This window comes from Lentzea alba (assembly GCF_011067745.1).
Classification (GTDB): domain Bacteria; phylum Actinomycetota; class Actinomycetes; order Mycobacteriales; family Pseudonocardiaceae; genus Lentzea; species Lentzea alba.
In genome coordinates this window covers 326,282-345,397 of record NZ_JAAMPJ010000009.1, presented here as the reverse complement: position 1 = coordinate 345,397, position 19,116 = coordinate 326,282, and the positions used below count along the sequence as shown (strand labels likewise).

Here is a 19,116-nt window from a genome sequence, read left to right as displayed (position 1 = left end):
TCCCTGTTCTGGAGGTACGCTCCGGTCGTGACCGTGCCTGAAAGACTGATCGACGCCGCCACCCGCCTGTTCGCGGACAAGGGGTACGAGCGCGTCGCCGTGCAGGAGATCGTGGAACGCGCCGGTGTCACCAAAGGCGCGATGTACCACTACTTCGGGTCGAAGGACGACCTGCTGCACGAGATCTACGGGCGGTTGCTGCGGATGCAGACCGAACGGCTGGAGAAGATCGCCTCGGCCGACGGCTCGGTCGTCGAACGGCTGCGCGACGCGGCCATCGACGTGATCGTCACGAGCGTCGACAACTTCGACGCCGCCAAGGTGTTCTTCCGGTCGATCGATCATCTGTCCGCCGAGAAGCAGAAGGAAGTGCGGGCGGAACGGCGGCGCTACCACGAGAAGTTCCGCGGTCTGGTCGAGGAAGGCCAGCGGGACGGGATCTTCCGGGCGGACGTGCCCGCGGACCTCGCCACGCACTACTTCTTCGGCTCGCTGCACCACCTGGGCACGTGGTACCGCCCGGACGGGGAGATCCCGGCCGGGCGGCTGGCTGAGCACTACGCGGATCTGCTGATCCACAGCCTCAGTGTTTGATCATCGGCGTTTGATCATCAGGGCACGATGACGCTGACGATCTCGGCCACGCACGCGGGCTTGTCGTTGCCCTCGATCTCGACGACGACCTTGGTCACGAGCTGCTTGCCCAGCGAGATGTCCGTGATGTCCAGCAGTTCGACGCCCGCGCGCACGTGAGCGCCGACGAGCACCGGCTGCGGGAAGCGGACCTTGTTGCTGCCGTAGTTCACGCCCATCTTGATGTTCTTGACGGTGTAGATGTCCCGCACCAGGAACGGCACCAGCGACAGCGTCAGGTAGCCGTGCGCCACCGGGCCGCCGAACGGGCCCTTGGTCGCCTTCTCGACGTCGATGTGGATCCACTGGTGGTCCAGCGTCGCGTCGGCGAACAGGTTGACCTGCTCCTGCGTGACCTCGTGCCACTCGCCGAAACCGAGGTGCTCGCCCTTGGCGGCGACCAGCTCTTCGATGTTCTCGAAAGCGCGCATGGGGTGGCCCTCAGTCCTTCGGTCCGCCGGCGACGTAGATGACCTGGCCGGACACGAAGCCGGCGCCCTCGCTCACGAGGAACGACGCGGTGTGCGCGATGTCCTCGGGCTGACCGACGCGCGCGACCGGGATCGTCTGCGCGGCACCGTTGATCAGGTCCTCGAACGAGATCTTCATGCGCTCGGCGGTCGCCTTGGTCATCTCGGTGGCGATGAAACCGGGCGCGATCGCGTTGACCGTGACGCCGAACTTGCCGAGCTCGATCGCGAGGGTCTTGGTGAAGCCCTGCAGACCGGCCTTGGCGGCGGAGTAGTTGGCCTGACCGCGGTTGCCGAGCGCGCTCGTGCTCGACAGGTTGACGATGCGGCCGAAGCCTTCCTTGGTCTGGTGCGCCTGCACGGCCTTGCTCATCAGGAACGCACCGCGGAGGTGCACGTTCATGACCGTGTCCCAGTCGGCGGTGGACATCTTGAACAGCAGGTTGTCGCGCAGCACGCCGGCGTTGTTGATCAGCACGGTCGGCGCGCCGAGCTGCTCGGCGACCTTCTCGACCGCGGCGTTGACCTGCTCCTCGTCGGACACGTCGACCTTGAGGCCGATGGCGCGCCCACCGCCCGCGACGATCTTGTCGGCGCCGTCGAGCACGCCCTGCTCGTCCAGGTCGAGCAACGCGACGGCCAGGCCGTCCGCGGCGAGACGCTGCGCGACCGCGGCACCGATGCCACGAGCCGCGCCGGTGACGATCGCAACCCTGTCGGCCACGGGTCCTCCTTCGTTGGGGGATGGTGAGCTAAGCAAGCGCTTAGTAACGTACCTATCAGTCCGCTTGACGTCCAGCGTCGCGCGGACGACCATACCGACTGGTCGGAATGTTACCTGGAAGTTGCTCCGGAAGGTGCTACTGCGAGGAGGCAGGTGCCCGTGGAACTCAGCGGCAAGGTCGCGCTCATCACCGGCGGATCGAACGGCATCGGTGCCGCGGCCGCCCGGCGCCTGGCTTCGCTTGGCGCGCGGGTCGTGGTCGCGGACGTGGACGCTGACCAGGGCAAAGTCGTGGCCGACGAGGTCGGCGGTGTGTTCGTGCGCTGCGACGTGACCAGTCCCGCGGACTCTGCGGACGCGGTGGCTCTGGCCGTGCGCGAGTTCGGCGGGTTGGACATCGCCTTCCTGAACGCCGGCATCGGCACCGGGTGCTCGCTGGGCGACGACTTCGACGTCGAGAAGTACCGTCGTGCGATGGCCATCAACCTCGATGGCGTGGTGTACGGCGTGCACGCCGCGCTGCCCGCCTTGAAGGCCTCCGGCGGCCAGATCATCGCCACCGCGTCGATGGCCGGTCTCATGCCGACGCCCGGCGACCCCGTCTACGGCGCCAACAAGGCCGCCGTCGTCGGTCTGGTGCGTGCTCTCGGCGGCGCGTACCCGGACGTGCGGGTGAACGCGCTGTGTCCTGCCTTCGCGGACACCAACATCATCACGCCGCTGCGGTCGACGCTGGAGGAGATCGGCATGCCGATCCTGCCGGTGTCGGTCGTGGTGGACACCTTCATGTCCATCGTGGAGGGTTCGGGGACCGGCGAGGCGTGGTTCGTGCAGGCAGGCCGTCCGTCGGAGCCGTTCGGCTTCCGCAACCCGCCCGGTCCGCGCGCCGCCGACGGCTCGCGGGTCGCGGCCGCCCAGAAGGACCCCATTTCCCTCGCGCTCAAGGAGAGCTGACGTGCGTGCCATCCAGATCACCGAGTTCGGCGGACCCGAGGTGCTCCAGCAGGTGGAGCTGCCCGACCCGGTGCCGGCCGAGGGCGAGGTGCTGATCAACGTCTCGCGCGCCGGGCTCAACTACGCGGACACGCACCAGGCGGAGAACTCCTACCTCGCGCAGATGACGTTGCCGCTGGTGCCCGGTGGCGAGGTCGTCGGCACCACCGCCGACGGCCGCCGCGTGGTGGCGCTGACGAAGAACTCCGGCGGCTACGCGGAGAAGGCCGTCGCGCCGGCGCTGACGACGTTCGACGTGCCGGACGGCGTGGACGACCTGACCGCGCTGTCGTTGATCGTGCAGGGCGCCACGGCGTGGCTGCTGCTGCGCAAGTCCACGCACATGGAGCCTGGCGAGTCCGTTGTGGTGCACGCCGCGGCCGGTGGCGTGGGCACGATCGCCGTGCAGCTGGCCAAGTTGTGGGGTGCCGGGCGGATCATCGCCACCGCTTCGTCCGACGACAAGCGGAAGCTGGCGCTGGACCTGGGTGCGGACGTGGCGATCGACTCGCGCGCCGAGGACATGACCGCGGCGCTGAAGGAGGCCAACGGTGGCCGGCGGGTCGATGTCGTGCTGGACATGACGGGAGGGGCTACCACTGATCAGTCCTTGGTGGCGCTGGCTCCGTTCGGGCGGCTTGCGTTTTATGGCATGGCCTCGCGGGAAAGGCCGAAGCCGGTCGACCTCGGAGCACTGCTCGTGCACTCCACGACCGTTGCGGGTATGTGGCTGCCGCACGCCCTGAAGGTGCGCGACGCCGAGCACGGAACGTTGGCGCACCGCGCGATGGCCGAGCTGTTCCAGCTCGTGGTGGACGGCAAGCTCAAGGCCGTGCCCGGCGGGGAGTACGGCATGGGCGAGATCCGGCAGGCGCACGAGGACCTGCGTTCCCGCCGCACGGCCGGCAAGCTCCTGCTCGACCCGTCGCGCTAGCCGTTTCCCGGGTAACGCGGGGGCCCCGCGTTACCCGGAAGGTAACGCGGGGCCCCCGCGTGACTTTCAGCATGCGAGAAGGGGCGGTCCGCGTTGTGCGGGCCGCCCCTTCTCGGTGCGTGCTTGTTACTCGGAGAGCTCGGCCAGCTGGGCCTTCACCTTGGCCAGCTCGGCCTCCAGCTCCTCCATGCGGGTGCGGTGCTGGTCGCGCGCCGCCTCGAGCACCGACTCGATGCCCTCCGCGATGTCGTCGTGCAGCTCCTTGGCCGCCTTGGCCACGGCGATGGCCGGGATGACCAGGCCTGACACGACACGCTGCGTGCCGTGGACCAGGTCGGCCTGCCATTCACCCTCGGCGGTGCCGGTCACCGTGAGCGTGAGCTCCACGGTGCGGGTCTTCTTCGCCGTGCTCTTGGCGCGGGCGGCCGGCTTCGGCTTCTCGGCCTTGGGGGCCTCGGCCTTGGGGGCCTCCGCCTTCGGGGCCTCCGCGGCCGGAGCCTCGACCGGCTTCGTCGCCTCGGCGGCCGGCGCCGGAGTCTCCTCCACGTCGGTTTTCTCGACTGCCTGCACCTCGGTGAGCGTGTCCGACACGATCAGGTTTCCTCTCTCCGCAACGACGTGGCCCCGCGCACAATCTTAGAACACGTGTTCGATCGAGCGTGAATGGGGTCGCCGGAGAGCCTAGTCAGTACGGCGGGAGCTGTACGCGCCACTGTCGTTCGACGTCCAGGACGCCGGATACCGAGAGCAAGGTGGGGATGGCGCGGACCTCCACCGTGCCGGTCACCACGCCCAGAGCCTCCAGCACCGTGTCGACGACCAGGCCGGCCTCCCGCAGGTCGTTCAGGACGCGCGGGAGGCTGCCTTCGGTCACGGAGACCATCACCTGGTCCACCGAAGTGGTCATCGTCGCTTTTCCTAGGGCGCCTGGACGAGCCCGCCGCCGACGTCGGTGGACGGCAGGGGGAGCCGCAGGGAGGACAGGGCGAGGCGCGCCCAGAGCTCGTAGCCTCGGGCGCCGGTCTTCTCGGCGATCAGGACCGCGACGCCGGCCGCGTGCGGGGTCGCCATGGACGTGCCGCGCAGGCGGGCGTACTTCTCGGGCAGCTTGAACGACGAGTAGACGTCCACGCCGGGGCCCGCCACGTCGATCTGGCCGATCTTGTCCGCGGTGCCGGACGAGAAGAACGCGATCGCGCGGTTCACGTCGATGGCGGCCACGGAGATGATGGACGGGCAGCGGGCCGGGTGGCCCACCGGGGCGATCCGGGCCGGGCGGGACGAGGCGTTGCCGGCGGCCGCGATGATCAGGGTGCCCTTGGCCATGGAGCGCTGGGCGACGATCTCGTAGATCTGCGAGTACGGCGTGCCGGCCGGGACGTCGGCGCCCAGCGACATCGAGATGACCGCGCAGCCGTTGCTCACGGCCCAGTCGATGCCCGCGAGGATGCCGCCGTCGGAGCCGGAGCCCGCGTTGGACAGCACCTTGCCCGCGAAGATCTCGGCCTCGTGGGCGACGCCGTAGCCGGGGGCCGTGGCGGGCTTGCGCGGGCCCGCCGAGGTGCCGATGCAGTGCGTGCCGTGGCCGTGGCCGTCCTGCACGTCCTCGCCGGTGATGAACGACTTCGTGGTGATGGCGCGGCCCGCGAAGTCGGGGTGGTTCTTCTCGAAACCGGTGTCCAGCACGGCGATCTTGATGCCCTTGCCGGTCGCCGTGCTGACGTCCGCGCCGACCGCCTGCAGGCCCCAGGTCAGCACCGACTCGTCGGCCGCCGCCTCGACCTCCTCGGCGGGCGCGGCGGTGTCGTCCTGGAACACGTGCACGACGCGTTCCGGTTCGACGATCTGGATCGGACCGGGGCGCTCGGCGGCGCCGTTCAGCTCGGCCAGCAGGTTCGGATCGGCGGACACCACCGCCACGCCGAGCTCCGGGAAGACCTGCACGGTCTCCGGGTCCAGATCGCCGCTGTTCGGGTCGAACCCGGCGATCGCGCCGAGCTCGGCCACCCCCTCCTCGATGGCGTCTTCCTGCAGCAGCACCAGGAACCGGCCGGTGGTCTCCACTTCCGCGGGTTCGGTCATGACGATTCGCCCCTACTCTCCGTCTAGCCCTACTAGAGAGAGTCGTCATCCGGAGGCACTTGTTTCAGGCCATTTGCCTTCTGCGCTGAAAGAATTCACCGATCGGCTCAACGTACTTGGCCGCGATCGGCCCGAGGATCGCCATCAGCAGCACGTACGCGGTGGCCAGCGCGGCGAGCCGGTCGTCCACCTGGCCAGATGCCACGGCCAGCCCGGCGATGACGATGGAGAACTCGCCGCGCGCCACGAGTGCCGCGCCCGCACGCATGCGGCCCATCTTGCCGATGCCCTGACGGCGGGCGGCCCACCAGCCGGTGATGACCTTGGTGAGGGTGGTGATCGCGGCCAGAGCCACCGCGATTCCAAGAACGGGTGGAATCGTCGCCGGGTCGGTGTTGAGTCCGAACACGACGAAGAACATCGCGGCGAACAGGTCGCGCAACGGCTCCAGCAGGCGCGTCGCGTTCTCGGCGGTCGAGCCGGAGATCGCGATGCCGAGCAGGAACGCGCCGACCGCGGCGGACACCTGCAGCTGCGAGGCGATGCCGGCCACGAGCAAGGCCGAGCCGAGCAGCTTGAGCAGGAACACCTCGTGGTCCGGACTGTCCACAATGGCCGAGATGAACCGGCCGTACTTCAACGCCACCACCAGGACCACGGTGATCGCGAGCAGGGAGATGCCGACCGAGGTGAGTCCGCCGACGAAGCTCACGCCCGCCAGCACCGCCGTGAGCACCGGCAGGTACACGGCCATCGCGAGGTCCTCGAACACCAGCACCGACAGCACGACCGGCGTTTCGCGGTTGCCCAGCCGGCCGAGGTCGCCGAGCACCTTCGCGACGATGCCGGACGACGAGATGTAGGTGACGCCGGCCATCGCCAGCGCGCCGACCGTGCCCCAGCCCAGCAGCAACGCGGCGATCGCGCCCGGTGCCGCGTTCAGCACCAGGTCGAGCACGCCCGCCATCCAGGACTTCTTCAGCCCGGTCGTGAGCTCGGACGCCGAGTACTCGAGGCCCAGCAGCAACAACAGCAGCACGACGCCGATCTCGCTGGCGATGTGCGTGAACTCCTCGATGCCGTGTAACGGCACGAAGCCGCCGACGCCGAAGGCGAGACCACCGATCAGGTAGAGAGGGATGGGCGAGATGCCGATCCGGCGAGCGACGCGGCCGAGCAGGCCGAGGCCGAAGAACACCGCGCCGAGCTGGATCATGGCAATGGTCGTCTCGTGCACTGTGCTTAACCGCCGTGGAGGATCTCTGCGGCGGCGTCGAGGCCTGCCGCGGTGCCGACGACGACAGCGAGGTCACCGTTTTCGAAGATGAAGTCGGGGCCGGGCGACGGATGCGCGTTGCCCGAGCGCACGACGGCCACGATGGACGCACCGGTCCTGGTGCGCAGAGCGGTCTCGCCGAGGGTGTGGTTCGCGAACGCGGTGACCGGCAGCTGACGGGTCGTGATGCCCGTGATGTCGCGGTGCTCCTCGCGCAGGTGGGCGACGAGCTGCGGCGCGCCGAGCAGGCCCGCGAGCGTGTTCGCCTCTTCCGGTGAGAGGGGTATCGAGGCAGAACAGGAGTCGGGATCGTTCGCCTTGGAGACGATCAGCTCGAACCGGCCGTCCCGGTAGGTGATCACGCCGACGCGGCGTCCGGCGCGGATCATGAAGTCCTGGCGCGTTCCGATACCCGGCAGGGGCGTGATCTCTACGTTCACACAGATCATGATACGTGGATGTCTCTGACCGTACGCCCAGTGAGACGAGGGTGGGTGGTGCGCGACCGCGTGCCCGGCCCGGACGTCGACGAGTTCGCCGAACCCGGACAGGTGATCGGTGCGCTCGCCAGAGCCCCGCACGGCACGTTGCTGGCCGTGCAGCACCCCCATCGCACGCCGGCGGCGCTGGCGGCCGGGACGGGGCTGCTCGACGCGTTGCCGGCCGCCCGCGCCGAGCTCGCGGTGCTGATCCGGCGGGCGTACCGCGAGGTGACCGACGTGGTCGCGCCGTACCGGGTGGACGGACCGGACGGGACGGCGTGCGGGCTGCTGTGCCTGGTCGACCCGGACGCGATCGCGCACACCGAGGACGTCTACCCGGACGTGGTCGCCGAACGCGGCCGGGTGCTGGCCTCGCTCGGCATCGCCACCAGCGCGGCCATGCTCGTCCCGGTCAGTCCTCACGACGGCCTGACATCGTTGGTGCTCGGGATGACCGGCGAGCCGGCGGTGTCGCTTGTGGACTCCGGCGGGCGCAGGCACTGGGTGTGGCTGGTCGGGCCGGGGGAGTCGCAGGACGCGTTCCTCGAAGCGGCGGGCGCGCATCCGTTGCTCGTGGCGGACGGCAACCACCGGGTCGCCGCGGCCAGGGAGGCGGGCCTGTCCGGGCTGCTCGCGCTCATCACGTCCGGGCCGGGGTTGCGGGTGGGGCCGATCCACCGCGCGATCACCGGCACCGGGTTGGGCGCGTCCGATCTGGTGACGGCGTGGGAACGGGTGGGGCTGACGGTGTCGTCGTTGCCGTACGTCGTCGATCCGGAGCCGGGCGTGGTCGTGGTGCGCTGCGCCGACGAGGTGTTGCGGGTCGAACTGCCTGCGGGGCAAGGGATCGACCACGCCGTCGTGGAGTCGTTGTTGCTGGACCGGGCGCTCGGGCTCGATCCGGAGAGCCCGTTCGTGCGGGCGGTCACCGATCCCGCGGCCGAGGCCGAGGCGGTGCTGCTCATCGCGCCGGTACCGCTGAAAGAGGTGTTGGAGGGCTCGAAGATGCCCCGCAAGAGCACGTATTTCACGCCGAAGCCGCGCAGTGGACTCCTGCTCGCGGACCTGACGTCGTAGGGCCCTGTCAGGCGGGTTCGTTCGGCCCTGTCGGACGAACAATCCCAGGAACAAACTCGCAGTAACGGTCCCCGAGCCGCTGTGGAGAACTGCGAATGCGCTACGAGCCATCACCCTCGTTGCCGCCCCCTCACTCCAAGATTGGACTGGTGCACGTCAAGCACTTGAGGGCGATGACCGCTGCGTTGCGTGCCGTCGACTACCGCTACGGCGGTGGCGCGTGCCGCACTCAGGCGCAGGCGCTGTTGTCCTGGTGTGACAAGGCGTTCGCACATTCGGCCAGCACCGTCGTGCGTCGTGAGTTCCGCTTCGCCATCGCGGAACTGCACGCGCTCGCGGGCTGGACCGCGTTCGACGCCGGGCTCGGCGGGTCCGCGCACCGCCACTTCAATCTCGCCCTGAACTTCGCCCAGGACGGTGATCTGGTGGCGAACATCCGCTATCGGATGGGGCGGGTCCACCTGCACCACGGTGGACCCGCCGAAGCGCTCGGCATGTTCCGGCTCGCCGGGCTCGTCGCGAACAGCCACCACACGAACGCGATCCTGGCCGCGAACCAGGCGTGGTGCTACGCCGAACTGGGGCAGCGGGTGCCCGCGCTGGCGTTGCTGGGACGGGCGCACGACGAGTTCGCCCGTGCGGACGTGGCCGAGGCAGCGCCGTGGGCCGCCTTCTTCGACGCGCCCGATCTCGCGGGCATCACCGGGACCGTCTACACGGCTCTCGCACGCACGGTGGACGTGAGTTTCGCGCGGCCGGCGATCACGTCGTTGCGTCAGGCCGTGACGGGGTATCGCGACGACATGGCCCGCAGCCGGACGTTCGCCCTCATCGCGTTGTCGCTCAACCACCTCATGGAGGGCGATGCGGACGAAGCGGCGGCGGTCGCGGGTCTGGCCGTGGCGCAGACCGGCGACATGCTGTCCGCACGCACGCGCAAGAAGCTCGTACCGCTGCACGCGGAAGCGGACAGACGCCGGGCAACGACGCTGAGGGAACTCATCACGCCGTTGCTGGCGGCTCCGGCATACGCGGCGTGATGAGCGCGCAGACCCGGTGGTTTCCGGCGGTCCCGGGGTCACTGCCCGAGATCCGGGCCTTCGTGCGCGATCTGGCCGGTGAGTCCGGCCTGAACGGTGACGACGCGCGGGACGTGCTGCTCGCGGTGTCCGAGGCGGCGGACAACGCGGTGCGGCGCGCGGGCGCGTCCATCGTGGGGGTGACGTGGGAGCCGCGGGACCACGCGGTGTTGCTGACCATCGAGGACGACGGCGTGTTCGACCACGAGGCCGGTGCCTCCGCCCGCCCGCTCGGGTTGCGGCTGCTGTTCGGCATCGCCGACGAGGTGCAGGTGCGGCCCGGCAAACCGACCTGGCCCGGCACGGTCGTGCGTGCGCTCGTGCGGGTCTGGTCGCGTGCGGGTGTCCCGGATCTGCCCGCGCCGCCGGGACGCCCGCGCGTGCTGCTGCTGGACGGCGACCGGTTCTCCGGCCAGTCGCTGGCCGCGTTCCTGCAGGCCGAGGGCTACGAGGTGACGCTCGTGACGACGGTCGCCGCGGCCGAGTCGGCGCTGCGGAACCCGCCCGCACTGGCGATCGTGGACCTGCTGACGTCTCATGGCGAGGGAACCCGGTTCGCGGCCGTCGCCCGGACGTTCGGCGTGCCGGTGGTGGCCGTTTCGGCGATCGAACCGGCCGCGCACGTCGCCGACGCGTACCTGCCGAAGCCCGCGCACCCGCTCCGCGTGCTCGCGGCGGTGCGCGACCTGTTGTCTCCCGACTCCTGAGGCACCGACGATGGATCCCGAATCAGGCTTGCTGGAGGTGCGGCGCCGGGGCGCGGTGGTGGCGCTCACCGGTGAGGTCGACCTGACCACCAGCGATCTGCTGCGGTCGGAACTGGCGCTGGCCTGTGCGTTCGGGGACGCGGCCGGGGACGTGGTGATCGACTTCAGCGGCCTGACGTTCATCGGGTCGACCGGCCTGCACGTGCTGATCGAGACGGCGACGATGCTCGGGCAGCGGCGGCTCGTGCTGCTCGGCGGCGGCTGGGCGGTTTACGTGGTGAAGCTGCTCGACCTCACGCTGCGGTATCCCAACATCGTGGTCGACGGCTGACGTCCTATGAGGACGATCGCGGCGCACGCGGTTTCGCCGCGCTAGGGTCGAAGTCATGGCGGTACGAGCTATCAGGGGAGCGACGCAGATCGACGCGGACTCGCGGGACCTGCTGCTGGAGGCGACGGCCGAGCTGGTGCGGGAGGTCCTGGACCGCAACGCCCTGACCGCGGACGACCTGATCTCCGTGGTTCTGACCGCGACACCCGATCTCACCTCGGAGTTCCCCGCCTACGCCGCGCGGCTGGCCGGTCTCTCCGACGTGCCGCTGCTGTCCGCCACGGAGATCGCCGTGCCCGGCGCCATGCCGCGGGTGATCCGCCTGCTCGCCCACGTCGAGACGGAGCTGCCGCGGGCGTCGGTCAAACACGTGTATCTGCGCGGGGCGGCGGCGTTGAGAACCGATCTCAACCACTGATCAGCGCTGGCTGAAGTACTGCTGCAGGCGTTGGTGGCGGAACTCGTACGCCGCTCCGACCTGGCGCAGGACACCGCGTCGGTGGGCGTCGTCGAGGAAGCGCATGAGGCGGCAGGGGAGCTTGCGGAACAGGGCGAACCAGAGCCGCGCGATGCCGAACCTCGCCCACGCGCCCGAGAAGTTCAACCAGGTCGCGAACGCAACCGTCAGCTGGACCGCGGAGACGGTGTTGTCCGGGGACACGGGGCCGCCTTTGCTCGACAGCACCACCGCCAGGCCGGTGTACACGACCACCCACAGCGACAGGTAGCTCAGGGTGGTCCTGCGATCGCTCGCCAGGGCGCTGGGACCGTCCACCGGAGCATCGACGGTGATCGTCGTCGTGAAGGAGTACACGGACGCGGCGACACCGGCCAGCAGGCCGAGGAGCACCAGGTTCTTCAACTGCAACCCAGGCCACAGGAACGTGCCGAGGAGAACCATCAGCAAGGCACCGAAGGGCAGCTGGACGGCCATCACGCGGGTGGTGGTCCTCCAAGTCAGCACCAGGTTCCTGGGCAGGGGGACGAGCACCCTGCCGGCCTGTGGCCGCAAAGCCGCCAACACGGTCGCCACTGCGCCCACCAGGGCCCCGACCGGTGCCAGGGCGATCGCGCTCAGGAGGAGGAAGTACGGGAGCACTCCGAAGAAGTTCACGAAGGAGCGGGCGTCCCGCAGCGGGTACAACTCCCCGGTGGCCAGGGACTCGATGACGATCGCGGCAACGAGCACCGCGCCCGCCAACCCGGCTCGCGTCGCGGAGGTGACCACGTGGGGTTTGGGCAGCAGCAGGAACAGCCGCCACCACGCGAGGTTGCCGGCGACAGGACTCGCGGCGAGCCTGCGGGCCAGGAAGGCGAGCCACTTCCGCGCCTTCACCGCCTCCGGTGCCGGGTAGAGCGCAGGCAGGTAGGCCTCCAGCAGGTGGTGTTCGACGGCGGTGGAGGTCGAGTGCGCGAGCAAGTCGGCGGGGTTGGTCGACGGGGGCGTGTACGCGGTCTTCGCGAGGTACACGGACAGAGGCGTGGACAACGCCCGTGCCAGCACTCCTTCCGGTTCCTCGCGCAAGGTGGTCACGACCGGTTGCCACCGCTGGTCGCCGTCCGGGGTTCCGGTCGCGAGGTACCGGGCCGCCTCGCGAGCGGTGACCGGCTTCAACTCGACCACGGCGGCGCGCCCGACGGGAACTCCGGTCTCGCGGATGATCTCCTCGTAGTCATCGGCACGGCAGGTCAGAACCATCGGCTTGCGGCGGCCGACCACCTGCGCGATGCCCTGCACCGCGCCGACCTTCGACGCGACCTCGTCCAGCGCGTCCAGCACGGGCAGGACCAGCCCGCGTTCGACCAGGTCCCGCGCGGCGTCCGGCCCGTGCACGCCGCGCCGGCGGAACGCCGGGTGGTCGACCGAGATCCGCTGCGCCATCCAGGTTTCGAGGTCCTGGGTCTTCGGATCCCAGGACGCGAGCGGGAAGAGCACCGGCACGGGCTCGCCGGCCTGTCGCCGGGCGAGCAGTCGCAGCGTCAGGAGCGCGGCCGCGCTGGTCTTGCCGGAACCGGGTTCCCCCAGCAGCACGAGCTGACGTCCTGGCAATTTCCGCAGGACGTCCGCCAGGTCCTCGACGCCGCCGTGCAGCTTGAGCCGCGTGGGCCTGGCCGCCATGGCGTCCGTCCCGACGACCTCCGCCGCGCTCGGTGCGACAGGTCGTTCGGTGGACGCCCAGCGGACGTCGAGGGGTTCGTGACGGGTGAGGCCTCGTGCGTCGGCTTCGCGTTCCCACTGCCTGGTCACGAACCGGGCCAGATCCTCCACAGCCTCGCCGGGGTCCCGAGTGGTCGTGGAAGCGTTGGGGCGCAGGGTGACGAGCAAGGTGACGAACCCGATCAGCGCGCCGGCGATGCTGGCAACCTTGTCGCCGGTGTCCAGACCGTTGTCCGACGTGGCCAGCCAGACCACGAAGCCGAGCAACGTCAAGCCGAACGCGATGATGACGAACCAGCGTCTGCCCAAGTGCACCGCGACATGATTCCATCCAGGCAGCGCGTGGTCAGGCGCTGAAGTCCTTGCCGGGCGTTGTGGATGTCCGTGACGCGCCACCGTGAGCTTGATCGTGTGAATGGGCGTGGCGAGGAACGGTCCCGCCGGGATCGGGGGATGCCACACCAGATCGGCCGCGACGGCTCGGGCCTGTTGCTGATTGCACCGATCGATACCGTCGGGGTCGTGCTGATCAAGTGGGTGCGCTGCCAGGTGCTCGATCCGGTCGCGTTCGACCGGGGACAGCGGGGCTGGGGGCCGTTGGCGGAGGTGCCGGGGTTCCTCGGGCAGTGCGGCGGGTGGAGCGGGCCGGGCGTCGCGCACGTGCTGGCGTTCTGGCGTTCGGCCGAGGACCACGCGGCGTTCCTCGCCGGTCCGCACGACGAGCTGGCTGAGACACAACGCGACAGCTACGGCCGGATCGACGTCCGGTTGTTCGACCAGGTGTCGGACGGGCCGGGCGACGGCGCGGTGGTGATGATCGAGCCCGGGAAGGACTTCCTCGCGTTGTCCTGGTGGCTGTCCCCGCCGGACGATCTCGGTGGTGCCGGCGCCGAGATCGTCGCGCTGGAGCCGGGGTGGGCCGTACCGCCTGCGGTGTGAGCGTCCGCACCAGGCACAATGTGGGCCGTGGGTGTCTCGGAGGGAGCTGTGGTGGGCCAGGGTCAGTTGCGCGGTGTGGTGGCACTCGACGGACCGGCCGGCACCGGCAAGTCCACCGTCGCGAAGCGCCTCGCGATGGCGCTGGACGCGCGCTACCTCGACACCGGCTCCATGTACCGGGCGATCGCCGTGGCCGTGCTGCGGGCCGGGGTCGACCCGACTGACGAGGTCAAGGTCGGCGAGGTCGCGGACAACGCGAAGCTCGTCGTGGGTACCGATCCCGAGAAGCCGGGGATCGTGCTCGACGGTGACGACGTGTCGGTGGAGATCCGCGGACCCGAGGTGACGCTGGCCGTGTCGCCGGTGTCGGCGGCCAGGCACGTGCGGGAGCTGCTCGTGGCGCAGCAGCGGGCGATCATCGCGGACGCCGTCGACACCGTGGGCGGCATCGTGGTCGAGGGGCGCGACATCGGCACCGTCGTGTCGCCGGACGCGCCGCTCAAGGTCTACCTGACGGCGTCGGCGGACGCGCGGGCCGCGCGCCGGACCAAGCAGGACAACGCGGCCGGGCGCGAGTCCACTGTGGACGCTGTGCTCGCGGACGTGCGGCGGCGCGACACCTACGACTCCAGCCGGGCGGTGTCGCCGCTCAAGGCGGCGGACGACGCGGTCGAGCTGGACAACACCGACCTCGATCTCGCGGGCACCGTCGGCGCGTTGCTGGACCTCGTGGAAAGCCGTGGGCTGAGGGTGACAGGGTGACCCTTCCCCCCGAGGGCCTGCCGTGGCTGACCGACATCGGCAGGTGGATCGCCCGCGTGCCGTGGGCGTGGCAGTTCCGGATTCGGGTCCACGGGCGCGACCGCGTACCCTTGAGCGGCGGCGTGGTCGTCGTCGCCAACCACAGCTCGATGGCGGACGGGCCGATTCTGTTCGGCGTCCTGCCCCGGCGGGTGACGTTCCTGATCAAGCAGGAGATGTTCAAGCCCGTCGTGGGCATGTTGCTGCTGAAGATCGGGCAGATCCCCGTCAAGCGGGGAGAGGCCGATCGCACCGCGCTGACCAGCGCTTTGTCCGTGCTCAAGGCGGGTGGCGTGATCGGGGTCTTCCCCGAGGGCACCCGTGGCGAGGGCGACGTGGCGAGCGCGCAGAACGGTGCGGCGTGGCTGGCCAAGACGTCCGGCGCGATGGTGCTGCCGGTCGCCTGTCGCGGGACCTATCAGGCCAAGGGCTGGCGGCCCGAGGTCGACGTGCTGATCGGTGAGCCGTTCCACCTTCCCGAGGGGAAGGGGCGGACGGCCCTCGGCGTTGCCACCGAGCAGGTGCGCGATCGCCTGGCGACACTGGTCGCCGAACTCGATGGACATCGCAAGAGTGAGGGAAGACGATGACGGACCTGGACGGCACCTGGGAGGACGAGGCCGACTGGTCAGCCTTCGACGACCTCGACGGGGAGGACGGCGAGGACTCGAAGCCGCCTCAGCCGGTGCTCGCGGTGGTCGGACGGCCGAACGTGGGCAAGTCCACGCTGGTCAACCGCATCATCGGCCGGCGAGAGGCCGTGGTGCAGGACGTGCCGGGCGTCACGCGTGACCGCGTGGCGTACGACGCGCTGTGGAACGGCCGCAAGTTCACCGTGGTCGACACGGGCGGCTGGGAGCCGGACGCACAGGGCCTGCAGGCCGCCGTGGCCGCGCAGGCCGAGCTCGCGATGGCGACCGCGGACGTGATCCTCGTGGTCGTGGACGCGACGGTCGGCGCGACGACGACCGAGGAGGCCGTCGCGAAGGTCCTGCGGCGCTCCAAGAAGCCGGTGATCCTCTGCGCGTCCAAGGTGGACGACGACCGCCTGATGGCCGACATCGCCTCGCTGTGGTCGCTCGGCCTGGGCGAGCCGTTCCCGGTGTCCGGTCTGCACGGCCGCGGGTCCGGTGACCTGCTCGACGTGATCCTGCAGAAGCTCCCGGAGACCCCGCGCGACGACTTCCGCAACGGAGCAGGTGGCCCGCGGCGGGTGGCGCTGGTCGGCAAGCCGAACGTGGGCAAGTCGTCGCTGCTGAACCGGCTGACGGGCGAGAACCGCTCGGTCGTCGACTCGGTCGCCGGCACCACCGTCGACCCGGTCGACTCGCTGGTCGAGCTGGACGGCGAGATCTGGCGCTTCGTCGACACGGCCGGCCTGCGCAAGCGGGTGAAGTTCGAGAGCGGCGCCGAGTACTACGCCTCGCTGCGCACGAAGTCCGCGATCGAGACCGCCGAGGTCGCGATCGTGCTGCTGGACGCGCACGAGCCGTTGTCCGAACAGGACCTCCGCGTGCTCACGATGGTGGTCGAGTCGGGCCGTGCGTGCGTGCTGGCGTTCAACAAGTGGGACCTCGTCGACGAGGACCGTCGCAACGAGATGATCCGCGAGCTCGAACGCGGCCTGGTGCGCGTGCCGTGGGCGGACAAGGTCAACATCTCCGCGCTGACCGGCCGCGCGGTGCACAAGCTGGCGCCCGCGCTGCGCACCGCGTTGAACTCGTGGGACACCCGCGTGCCCACCGGTCGCCTGAACCAGTGGCTGTCGGACCTGATCGCCGCGACCCCGCCGCCGGTGCGCGGCGGCAAGCAGCCCAAGGTGCTGTTCGCGACCCAGGCCTCGACCCGGCCGCCGACGTTCGTGCTGTTCACGACCGGGTTCCTGGAGGCGAGCTACCGCCGGTTCATCGAGCGCAAGCTCCGCGAGGAGTTCGGGTTCGAGGGCAGCCCGGTCCGGATCTCCGTGCGCGTGCGCGAGAAGAAGGCCGGCGCCGGGAAGAAGTAGGCGCCGGCCGGTCACGACCCGGAACGGATCACTGTGCGGGTGGTTCGTACCGGGTCGGCCTGCGTCGTTTGCGCGGGCCGCGGTCGGGCAGGATGCGGTACGCGACGTTGGCGAACGCGATGAGGTAGACGATCGCGAAGACGAACGTGAGCACGCAGCCCAGCAGAAGCTGCCACTGGTTCCGCTCGTCCGGATACAACGCTTTGCCCACCCGCTGGGTATGGGCCGCGTACTCCTTGCCGATGTCCTCGGGCGTGAGCCACCCCGTCACGGTCGACATGTGGGTCGTCTGGTCCGACACGACACGGATCTCGGCTTTGCACTCGTAGTGATAGCCGAATCCCCGCCACGACACCGGGCTGAGGCGTTCGCAGGACTTCGCCTCCGCCACCAGCGTGGCCTTCTGCAGGTCACCGCGCTCGATCTTGTTGTAGAAGTGGGTGAAGATCGTGGCGCCGATCAGGTAACCGAGAAGCGGCAGGATCAGGTAGACGAGGACACGCCGAAGAACCTTCACCCGTTCTCTTCTTCCTTTTCCTTTTCCCGTAGTTCGCGCCAGGACAGCCAACCTCGGTTGTCGACGATCTTCGCGCCTTCTTTGCGGAACTCCTCGGCCATGGCGGGGCCGATGTCCTTCGGCAGGCCCGTGACGCCGTCGACGATGACCTTCTTCGCACCGGCGCCGGCATCCTTCATCATCCCGGCGAAGTTGAAGTCCTTCATCGCGCGGGCGATGTCCGCGTTCGCGCCCTGCTTCAGCACGGTCACGAAGTCGTCGCCGCGCTTGGCGAGGTTGACGCTGGCGTTGGCGAGAACATCGTCCAGCTTCTTGAACAGGCCGCCCGCTTTGCTGAATGCCTTGGTGAGCTTGCGGCACCACTCGACGCACTTCTGCGCGTACCGCACCGCCACAGGCACACATTCGGCGACGGCACCGGCGACACCCGCGCCGAACGCCGCGAAGGCAGGAGCCCAGCGGATGCAGATGCTGATCAGCTTGCCGACTGCCTCGGTGATCAGGTCACGCACGATGTCGCGGACCACCTTGAGGATCGTCTTGCAGATCGTGATCAGGATCGACATACCCCGGGCCGCCGTGCCGACTGCACCATAGGTGTCGGCGCGATCGGCGCCGAACTCGCGGTACTTCTCCGAGTCCTTGCCCACCCACTGGCCAGCGTCCTTGTTGACGGCGTCCTTGAGGTCGGTGGAGATCTCGTCCAGGTAGCTCGACACCGACGACCACGTCTGCGCCATGCCGTCCAGCGTCTGCTGGTCACCGGTCAACCAGTCGAGCGGTTCCTTGAGGAAAGGAATGTGCTCGAACATCCAGCCGAAGCCCGCGCTGAACAGGTAGGCGAGCGGATCGGTCAGCACCTTGCCGATGTCGCCTGCCGCGCTGGCGAGGTTCAGCAGCCCCTCCGCCCAGTTTCCGTCGGCGAAGCCGCCCACCGCCTCGGAGACGTCGTGGAGCAGGCCTGAACCCTCAGACCACTTGGTCTTTTCTCCCTTGCGGATCAGCGGGTTCTCGGTGGGCGCCGGAGCGGGCCCCATGCTCGGCGTGCTCATCACTCACCCACCTTGAAGCGGCTGGCCTGGTCCTCGTCGTTCGCCTTGACGGCCTCGCGCCACGCCAGCACCCGCTTGTGGTGGTCGAGCGCGGCCTCGGCGGCGTCGTTGAGGGTGTTCATCGCCATGTGCTGCGCGGCCGAGCAGAGGGCCGCGAGCGGGATGCCGAGCAAGCCGAACGCCTCGGAGTTCGACGCCGCGGTGCCCGCGCCGATGGCGGTGCCGATGCGCCCGCCGATCTCGTCGACGCGCCTGGCGTGGTTGTCCATCTCGCTGAGGTCGATGCGGTAGTTCATCGGAGGAACCCTCCGTTGCCGAAGTCGTCGTCATCGTCCTCGACTGGACGGCGGCGGGGCGGCTGCTGGGGCGGTTGCGGGCGCGCGGGCGGCGGGGGAGGAGGCGGCGCGCCGTCGTCCTCGATGGTCCCCAGGCGAGTTTCGGTCGGACCCCAGCTCCCGCCTCCCTGCCCGTACTGCTCCGGCGGTGGTGGCGGCTGGGCGCTGCGGAGCTTGTCCATCATCATGTGCATGGCCTCGGAGTCCTCGCCCAGAAGAGGCGCCATCGACTCCTGGACCGTGTTCGCGACACGGCTCTGCGCGGCCTGCAAGGTGCGCATGATGTCCTGCGCGACCGCCGCACCGTCCTTGCGCTGCAGCGCCTGGCCGAGTTGCAGGCCGACGAGGTTGCCCGCGTCGTTCACCGTCACCGTGATCTGCCCGTCCGGGCTGCGCTCGGTGACGTGCAGGTTCGCGAGGTTCTCGCGGATGGCGTCGCTCTTGGCCTGTGCCTCGGCGAGCTTGCCTTCGTACTGGCTGAGCAGCTGCTCGGGATCTATCACGCGTCCCCCAGGGTCGCT

Annotated in this window: 24 protein-coding genes; 12 read left to right on the top strand and 12 right to left on the bottom strand. The window is 69.6% G+C overall.

What is annotated here, in order from left to right; genetic code table 11:
* Positions 1-27 precede the first annotated feature (27 nt).
* Positions 28-594 (top strand): TetR/AcrR family transcriptional regulator, encoded by a 567-nt coding sequence (locus G7043_RS30950; protein ID WP_313888162.1) that lies wholly within the window; start codon positions 28-30, stop codon positions 592-594.
* A gap of 17 nt (positions 595-611) precedes the next feature.
* On the opposite strand, the gene G7043_RS30945 is transcribed toward G7043_RS30950, so the two are convergent.
* Positions 612-1,064 (bottom strand): MaoC family dehydratase, encoded by a 453-nt coding sequence (locus G7043_RS30945; protein WP_166051618.1) that lies wholly within the window; start codon positions 1,062-1,064, stop codon positions 612-614.
* 10 nt (positions 1,065-1,074) lie between these two features.
* Complete coding sequence (locus tag G7043_RS30940; RefSeq protein ID WP_313888161.1) at positions 1,075-1,827, bottom strand: SDR family oxidoreductase; 753 nt, start codon at positions 1,825-1,827, stop codon at positions 1,075-1,077.
* Between the two features lie 153 nt (positions 1,828-1,980).
* Here G7043_RS30940 and G7043_RS30935 point away from each other — a divergent pair, with 153 nt between their 5' ends.
* Together G7043_RS30935 and G7043_RS30930 are read left to right on the top strand one after the other, a co-directional pair.
* Positions 1,981-2,781 (top strand): SDR family NAD(P)-dependent oxidoreductase, encoded by an 801-nt coding sequence (locus G7043_RS30935; protein ID WP_166051613.1) that lies wholly within the window; start codon positions 1,981-1,983, stop codon positions 2,779-2,781.
* A 1-nt stretch (position 2,782) separates the two neighbouring features.
* A complete protein-coding gene (locus G7043_RS30930) occupies positions 2,783-3,754 on the top strand; it encodes a quinone oxidoreductase family protein (protein WP_166051611.1) in 972 nt (323 codons plus the stop codon).
* A 126-nt stretch (positions 3,755-3,880) separates the two neighbouring features.
* Here G7043_RS30930 and G7043_RS30925 read toward each other — a convergent pair whose 3' ends face one another.
* The 5 genes from G7043_RS30925 to G7043_RS30905 all read right to left on the bottom strand — a co-directional run bounded on the left by G7043_RS30925 (position 3,881) and on the right by G7043_RS30905 (position 7,552).
* Positions 3,881-4,345: a DUF6319 family protein gene (locus tag G7043_RS30925; protein WP_313888160.1), complete on the bottom strand. Its 465-nt coding sequence runs from the start codon at positions 4,343-4,345 to the stop codon at positions 3,881-3,883.
* Between the two features lie 94 nt (positions 4,346-4,439).
* The gene (locus G7043_RS30920) at positions 4,440-4,661 is read right to left on the bottom strand and encodes a hypothetical protein (RefSeq protein WP_207311941.1); all 222 of its coding nucleotides are present in this window, start codon (positions 4,659-4,661) and stop codon (positions 4,440-4,442) included.
* A gap of 11 nt (positions 4,662-4,672) precedes the next feature.
* Entirely contained in the window at positions 4,673-5,836 is a 1,164-nt protein-coding gene (locus G7043_RS30915; protein WP_166051609.1) for a S8 family peptidase, read from the bottom strand.
* 64 nt (positions 5,837-5,900) lie between these two features.
* Positions 5,901-7,052 carry a cation:proton antiporter gene (locus tag G7043_RS30910; protein WP_207311975.1) on the bottom strand — a complete coding sequence of 384 codons (1,152 nt, stop codon included), beginning with the start codon at positions 7,050-7,052 and terminating at the stop codon, positions 5,901-5,903.
* 26 nt (positions 7,053-7,078) lie between these two features.
* Complete coding sequence (locus tag G7043_RS30905; RefSeq protein ID WP_166051605.1) at positions 7,079-7,552, bottom strand: cation:proton antiporter regulatory subunit; 474 nt, start codon at positions 7,550-7,552, stop codon at positions 7,079-7,081.
* 18 nt (positions 7,553-7,570) lie between these two features.
* Here G7043_RS30905 and G7043_RS30900 point away from each other — a divergent pair, with 18 nt between their 5' ends.
* From G7043_RS30900 to aroH, 5 genes are all read left to right on the top strand, one after another.
* Positions 7,571-8,671 (top strand): DUF1015 family protein, encoded by a 1,101-nt coding sequence (locus tag G7043_RS30900; protein WP_166051603.1) that lies wholly within the window; start codon positions 7,571-7,573, stop codon positions 8,669-8,671.
* 149 nt (positions 8,672-8,820) lie between these two features.
* Positions 8,821-9,711 carry a tetratricopeptide repeat protein gene (locus G7043_RS30895; RefSeq protein WP_166051601.1) on the top strand — a complete coding sequence of 297 codons (891 nt, stop codon included), beginning with the start codon at positions 8,821-8,823 and terminating at the stop codon, positions 9,709-9,711.
* Complete coding sequence (locus G7043_RS30890) at positions 9,711-10,457, top strand: ATP-binding protein (protein ID WP_166051600.1); 747 nt, start codon at positions 9,711-9,713, stop codon at positions 10,455-10,457. The genes G7043_RS30895 and G7043_RS30890 overlap by 1 nt, the downstream gene beginning before the upstream one ends.
* 10 nt (positions 10,458-10,467) lie before the next feature.
* A complete protein-coding gene (locus G7043_RS30885; RefSeq protein ID WP_166051598.1) occupies positions 10,468-10,788 on the top strand; it encodes an STAS domain-containing protein in 321 nt (106 codons plus the stop codon).
* Between the two features lie 55 nt (positions 10,789-10,843).
* Complete coding sequence (gene aroH / locus G7043_RS30880; RefSeq protein WP_166051596.1) at positions 10,844-11,206, top strand: chorismate mutase; 363 nt, start codon at positions 10,844-10,846, stop codon at positions 11,204-11,206.
* On the opposite strand, the gene G7043_RS30875 is transcribed toward aroH, so the two are convergent.
* Positions 11,207-13,261, bottom strand: a complete 2,055-nt coding sequence (locus G7043_RS30875) for a hypothetical protein (RefSeq protein WP_166051124.1) — start codon at positions 13,259-13,261, stop codon at positions 11,207-11,209.
* A gap of 138 nt (positions 13,262-13,399) precedes the next feature.
* Between G7043_RS30875 and G7043_RS30870 the strand changes: the two genes are divergently transcribed.
* The 4 genes from G7043_RS30870 to der all read left to right on the top strand — a co-directional run bounded on the left by G7043_RS30870 (position 13,400) and on the right by der (position 16,691).
* Positions 13,400-13,885, top strand: a complete 486-nt coding sequence (locus G7043_RS30870) for a DUF4937 domain-containing protein (RefSeq protein WP_166051594.1) — start codon at positions 13,400-13,402, stop codon at positions 13,883-13,885.
* Positions 13,886-13,960: 75 nt separating this feature from the next.
* Positions 13,961-14,647 carry a (d)CMP kinase gene (gene cmk, locus G7043_RS30865; RefSeq protein WP_166051840.1) on the top strand — a complete coding sequence of 229 codons (687 nt, stop codon included), beginning with the start codon at positions 13,961-13,963 and terminating at the stop codon, positions 14,645-14,647.
* Positions 14,644-15,276, top strand: a complete 633-nt coding sequence (locus G7043_RS30860) for a lysophospholipid acyltransferase family protein (protein ID WP_166051593.1) — start codon at positions 14,644-14,646, stop codon at positions 15,274-15,276. The genes cmk and G7043_RS30860 overlap by 4 nt, the downstream gene beginning before the upstream one ends.
* The gene (gene der / locus G7043_RS30855) at positions 15,273-16,691 is read left to right on the top strand and encodes a ribosome biogenesis GTPase Der (RefSeq protein WP_166051591.1); all 1,419 of its coding nucleotides are present in this window, start codon (positions 15,273-15,275) and stop codon (positions 16,689-16,691) included. The genes G7043_RS30860 and der overlap by 4 nt, the downstream gene beginning before the upstream one ends.
* A 28-nt stretch (positions 16,692-16,719) precedes the next feature.
* Here der and G7043_RS30850 read toward each other — a convergent pair whose 3' ends face one another.
* The 4 genes from G7043_RS30850 to G7043_RS30835 are packed head-to-tail and all read right to left on the bottom strand — an operon-like array spanning position 16,720 to position 19,098.
* On the bottom strand, positions 16,720-17,208 hold the full coding sequence (locus tag G7043_RS30850; RefSeq protein ID WP_166051590.1) for a DUF6346 domain-containing protein: 489 nt from the start codon (positions 17,206-17,208) through the stop codon (positions 16,720-16,722).
* The gene (locus G7043_RS30845) at positions 17,205-18,260 is read right to left on the bottom strand and encodes a hypothetical protein (protein ID WP_166051588.1); all 1,056 of its coding nucleotides are present in this window, start codon (positions 18,258-18,260) and stop codon (positions 17,205-17,207) included. The genes G7043_RS30850 and G7043_RS30845 overlap by 4 nt, the downstream gene beginning before the upstream one ends.
* On the bottom strand, positions 18,260-18,556 hold the full coding sequence (locus G7043_RS30840) for a hypothetical protein (RefSeq protein ID WP_166051586.1): 297 nt from the start codon (positions 18,554-18,556) through the stop codon (positions 18,260-18,262). The genes G7043_RS30845 and G7043_RS30840 overlap by 1 nt, the downstream gene beginning before the upstream one ends.
* Positions 18,553-19,098 carry a YbaB/EbfC family nucleoid-associated protein gene (locus G7043_RS30835; protein WP_166051584.1) on the bottom strand — a complete coding sequence of 182 codons (546 nt, stop codon included), beginning with the start codon at positions 19,096-19,098 and terminating at the stop codon, positions 18,553-18,555. Before G7043_RS30835 ends, G7043_RS30840 begins: the two co-directional genes overlap by 4 nt.
* Positions 19,099-19,116 lie beyond the last annotated feature (18 nt).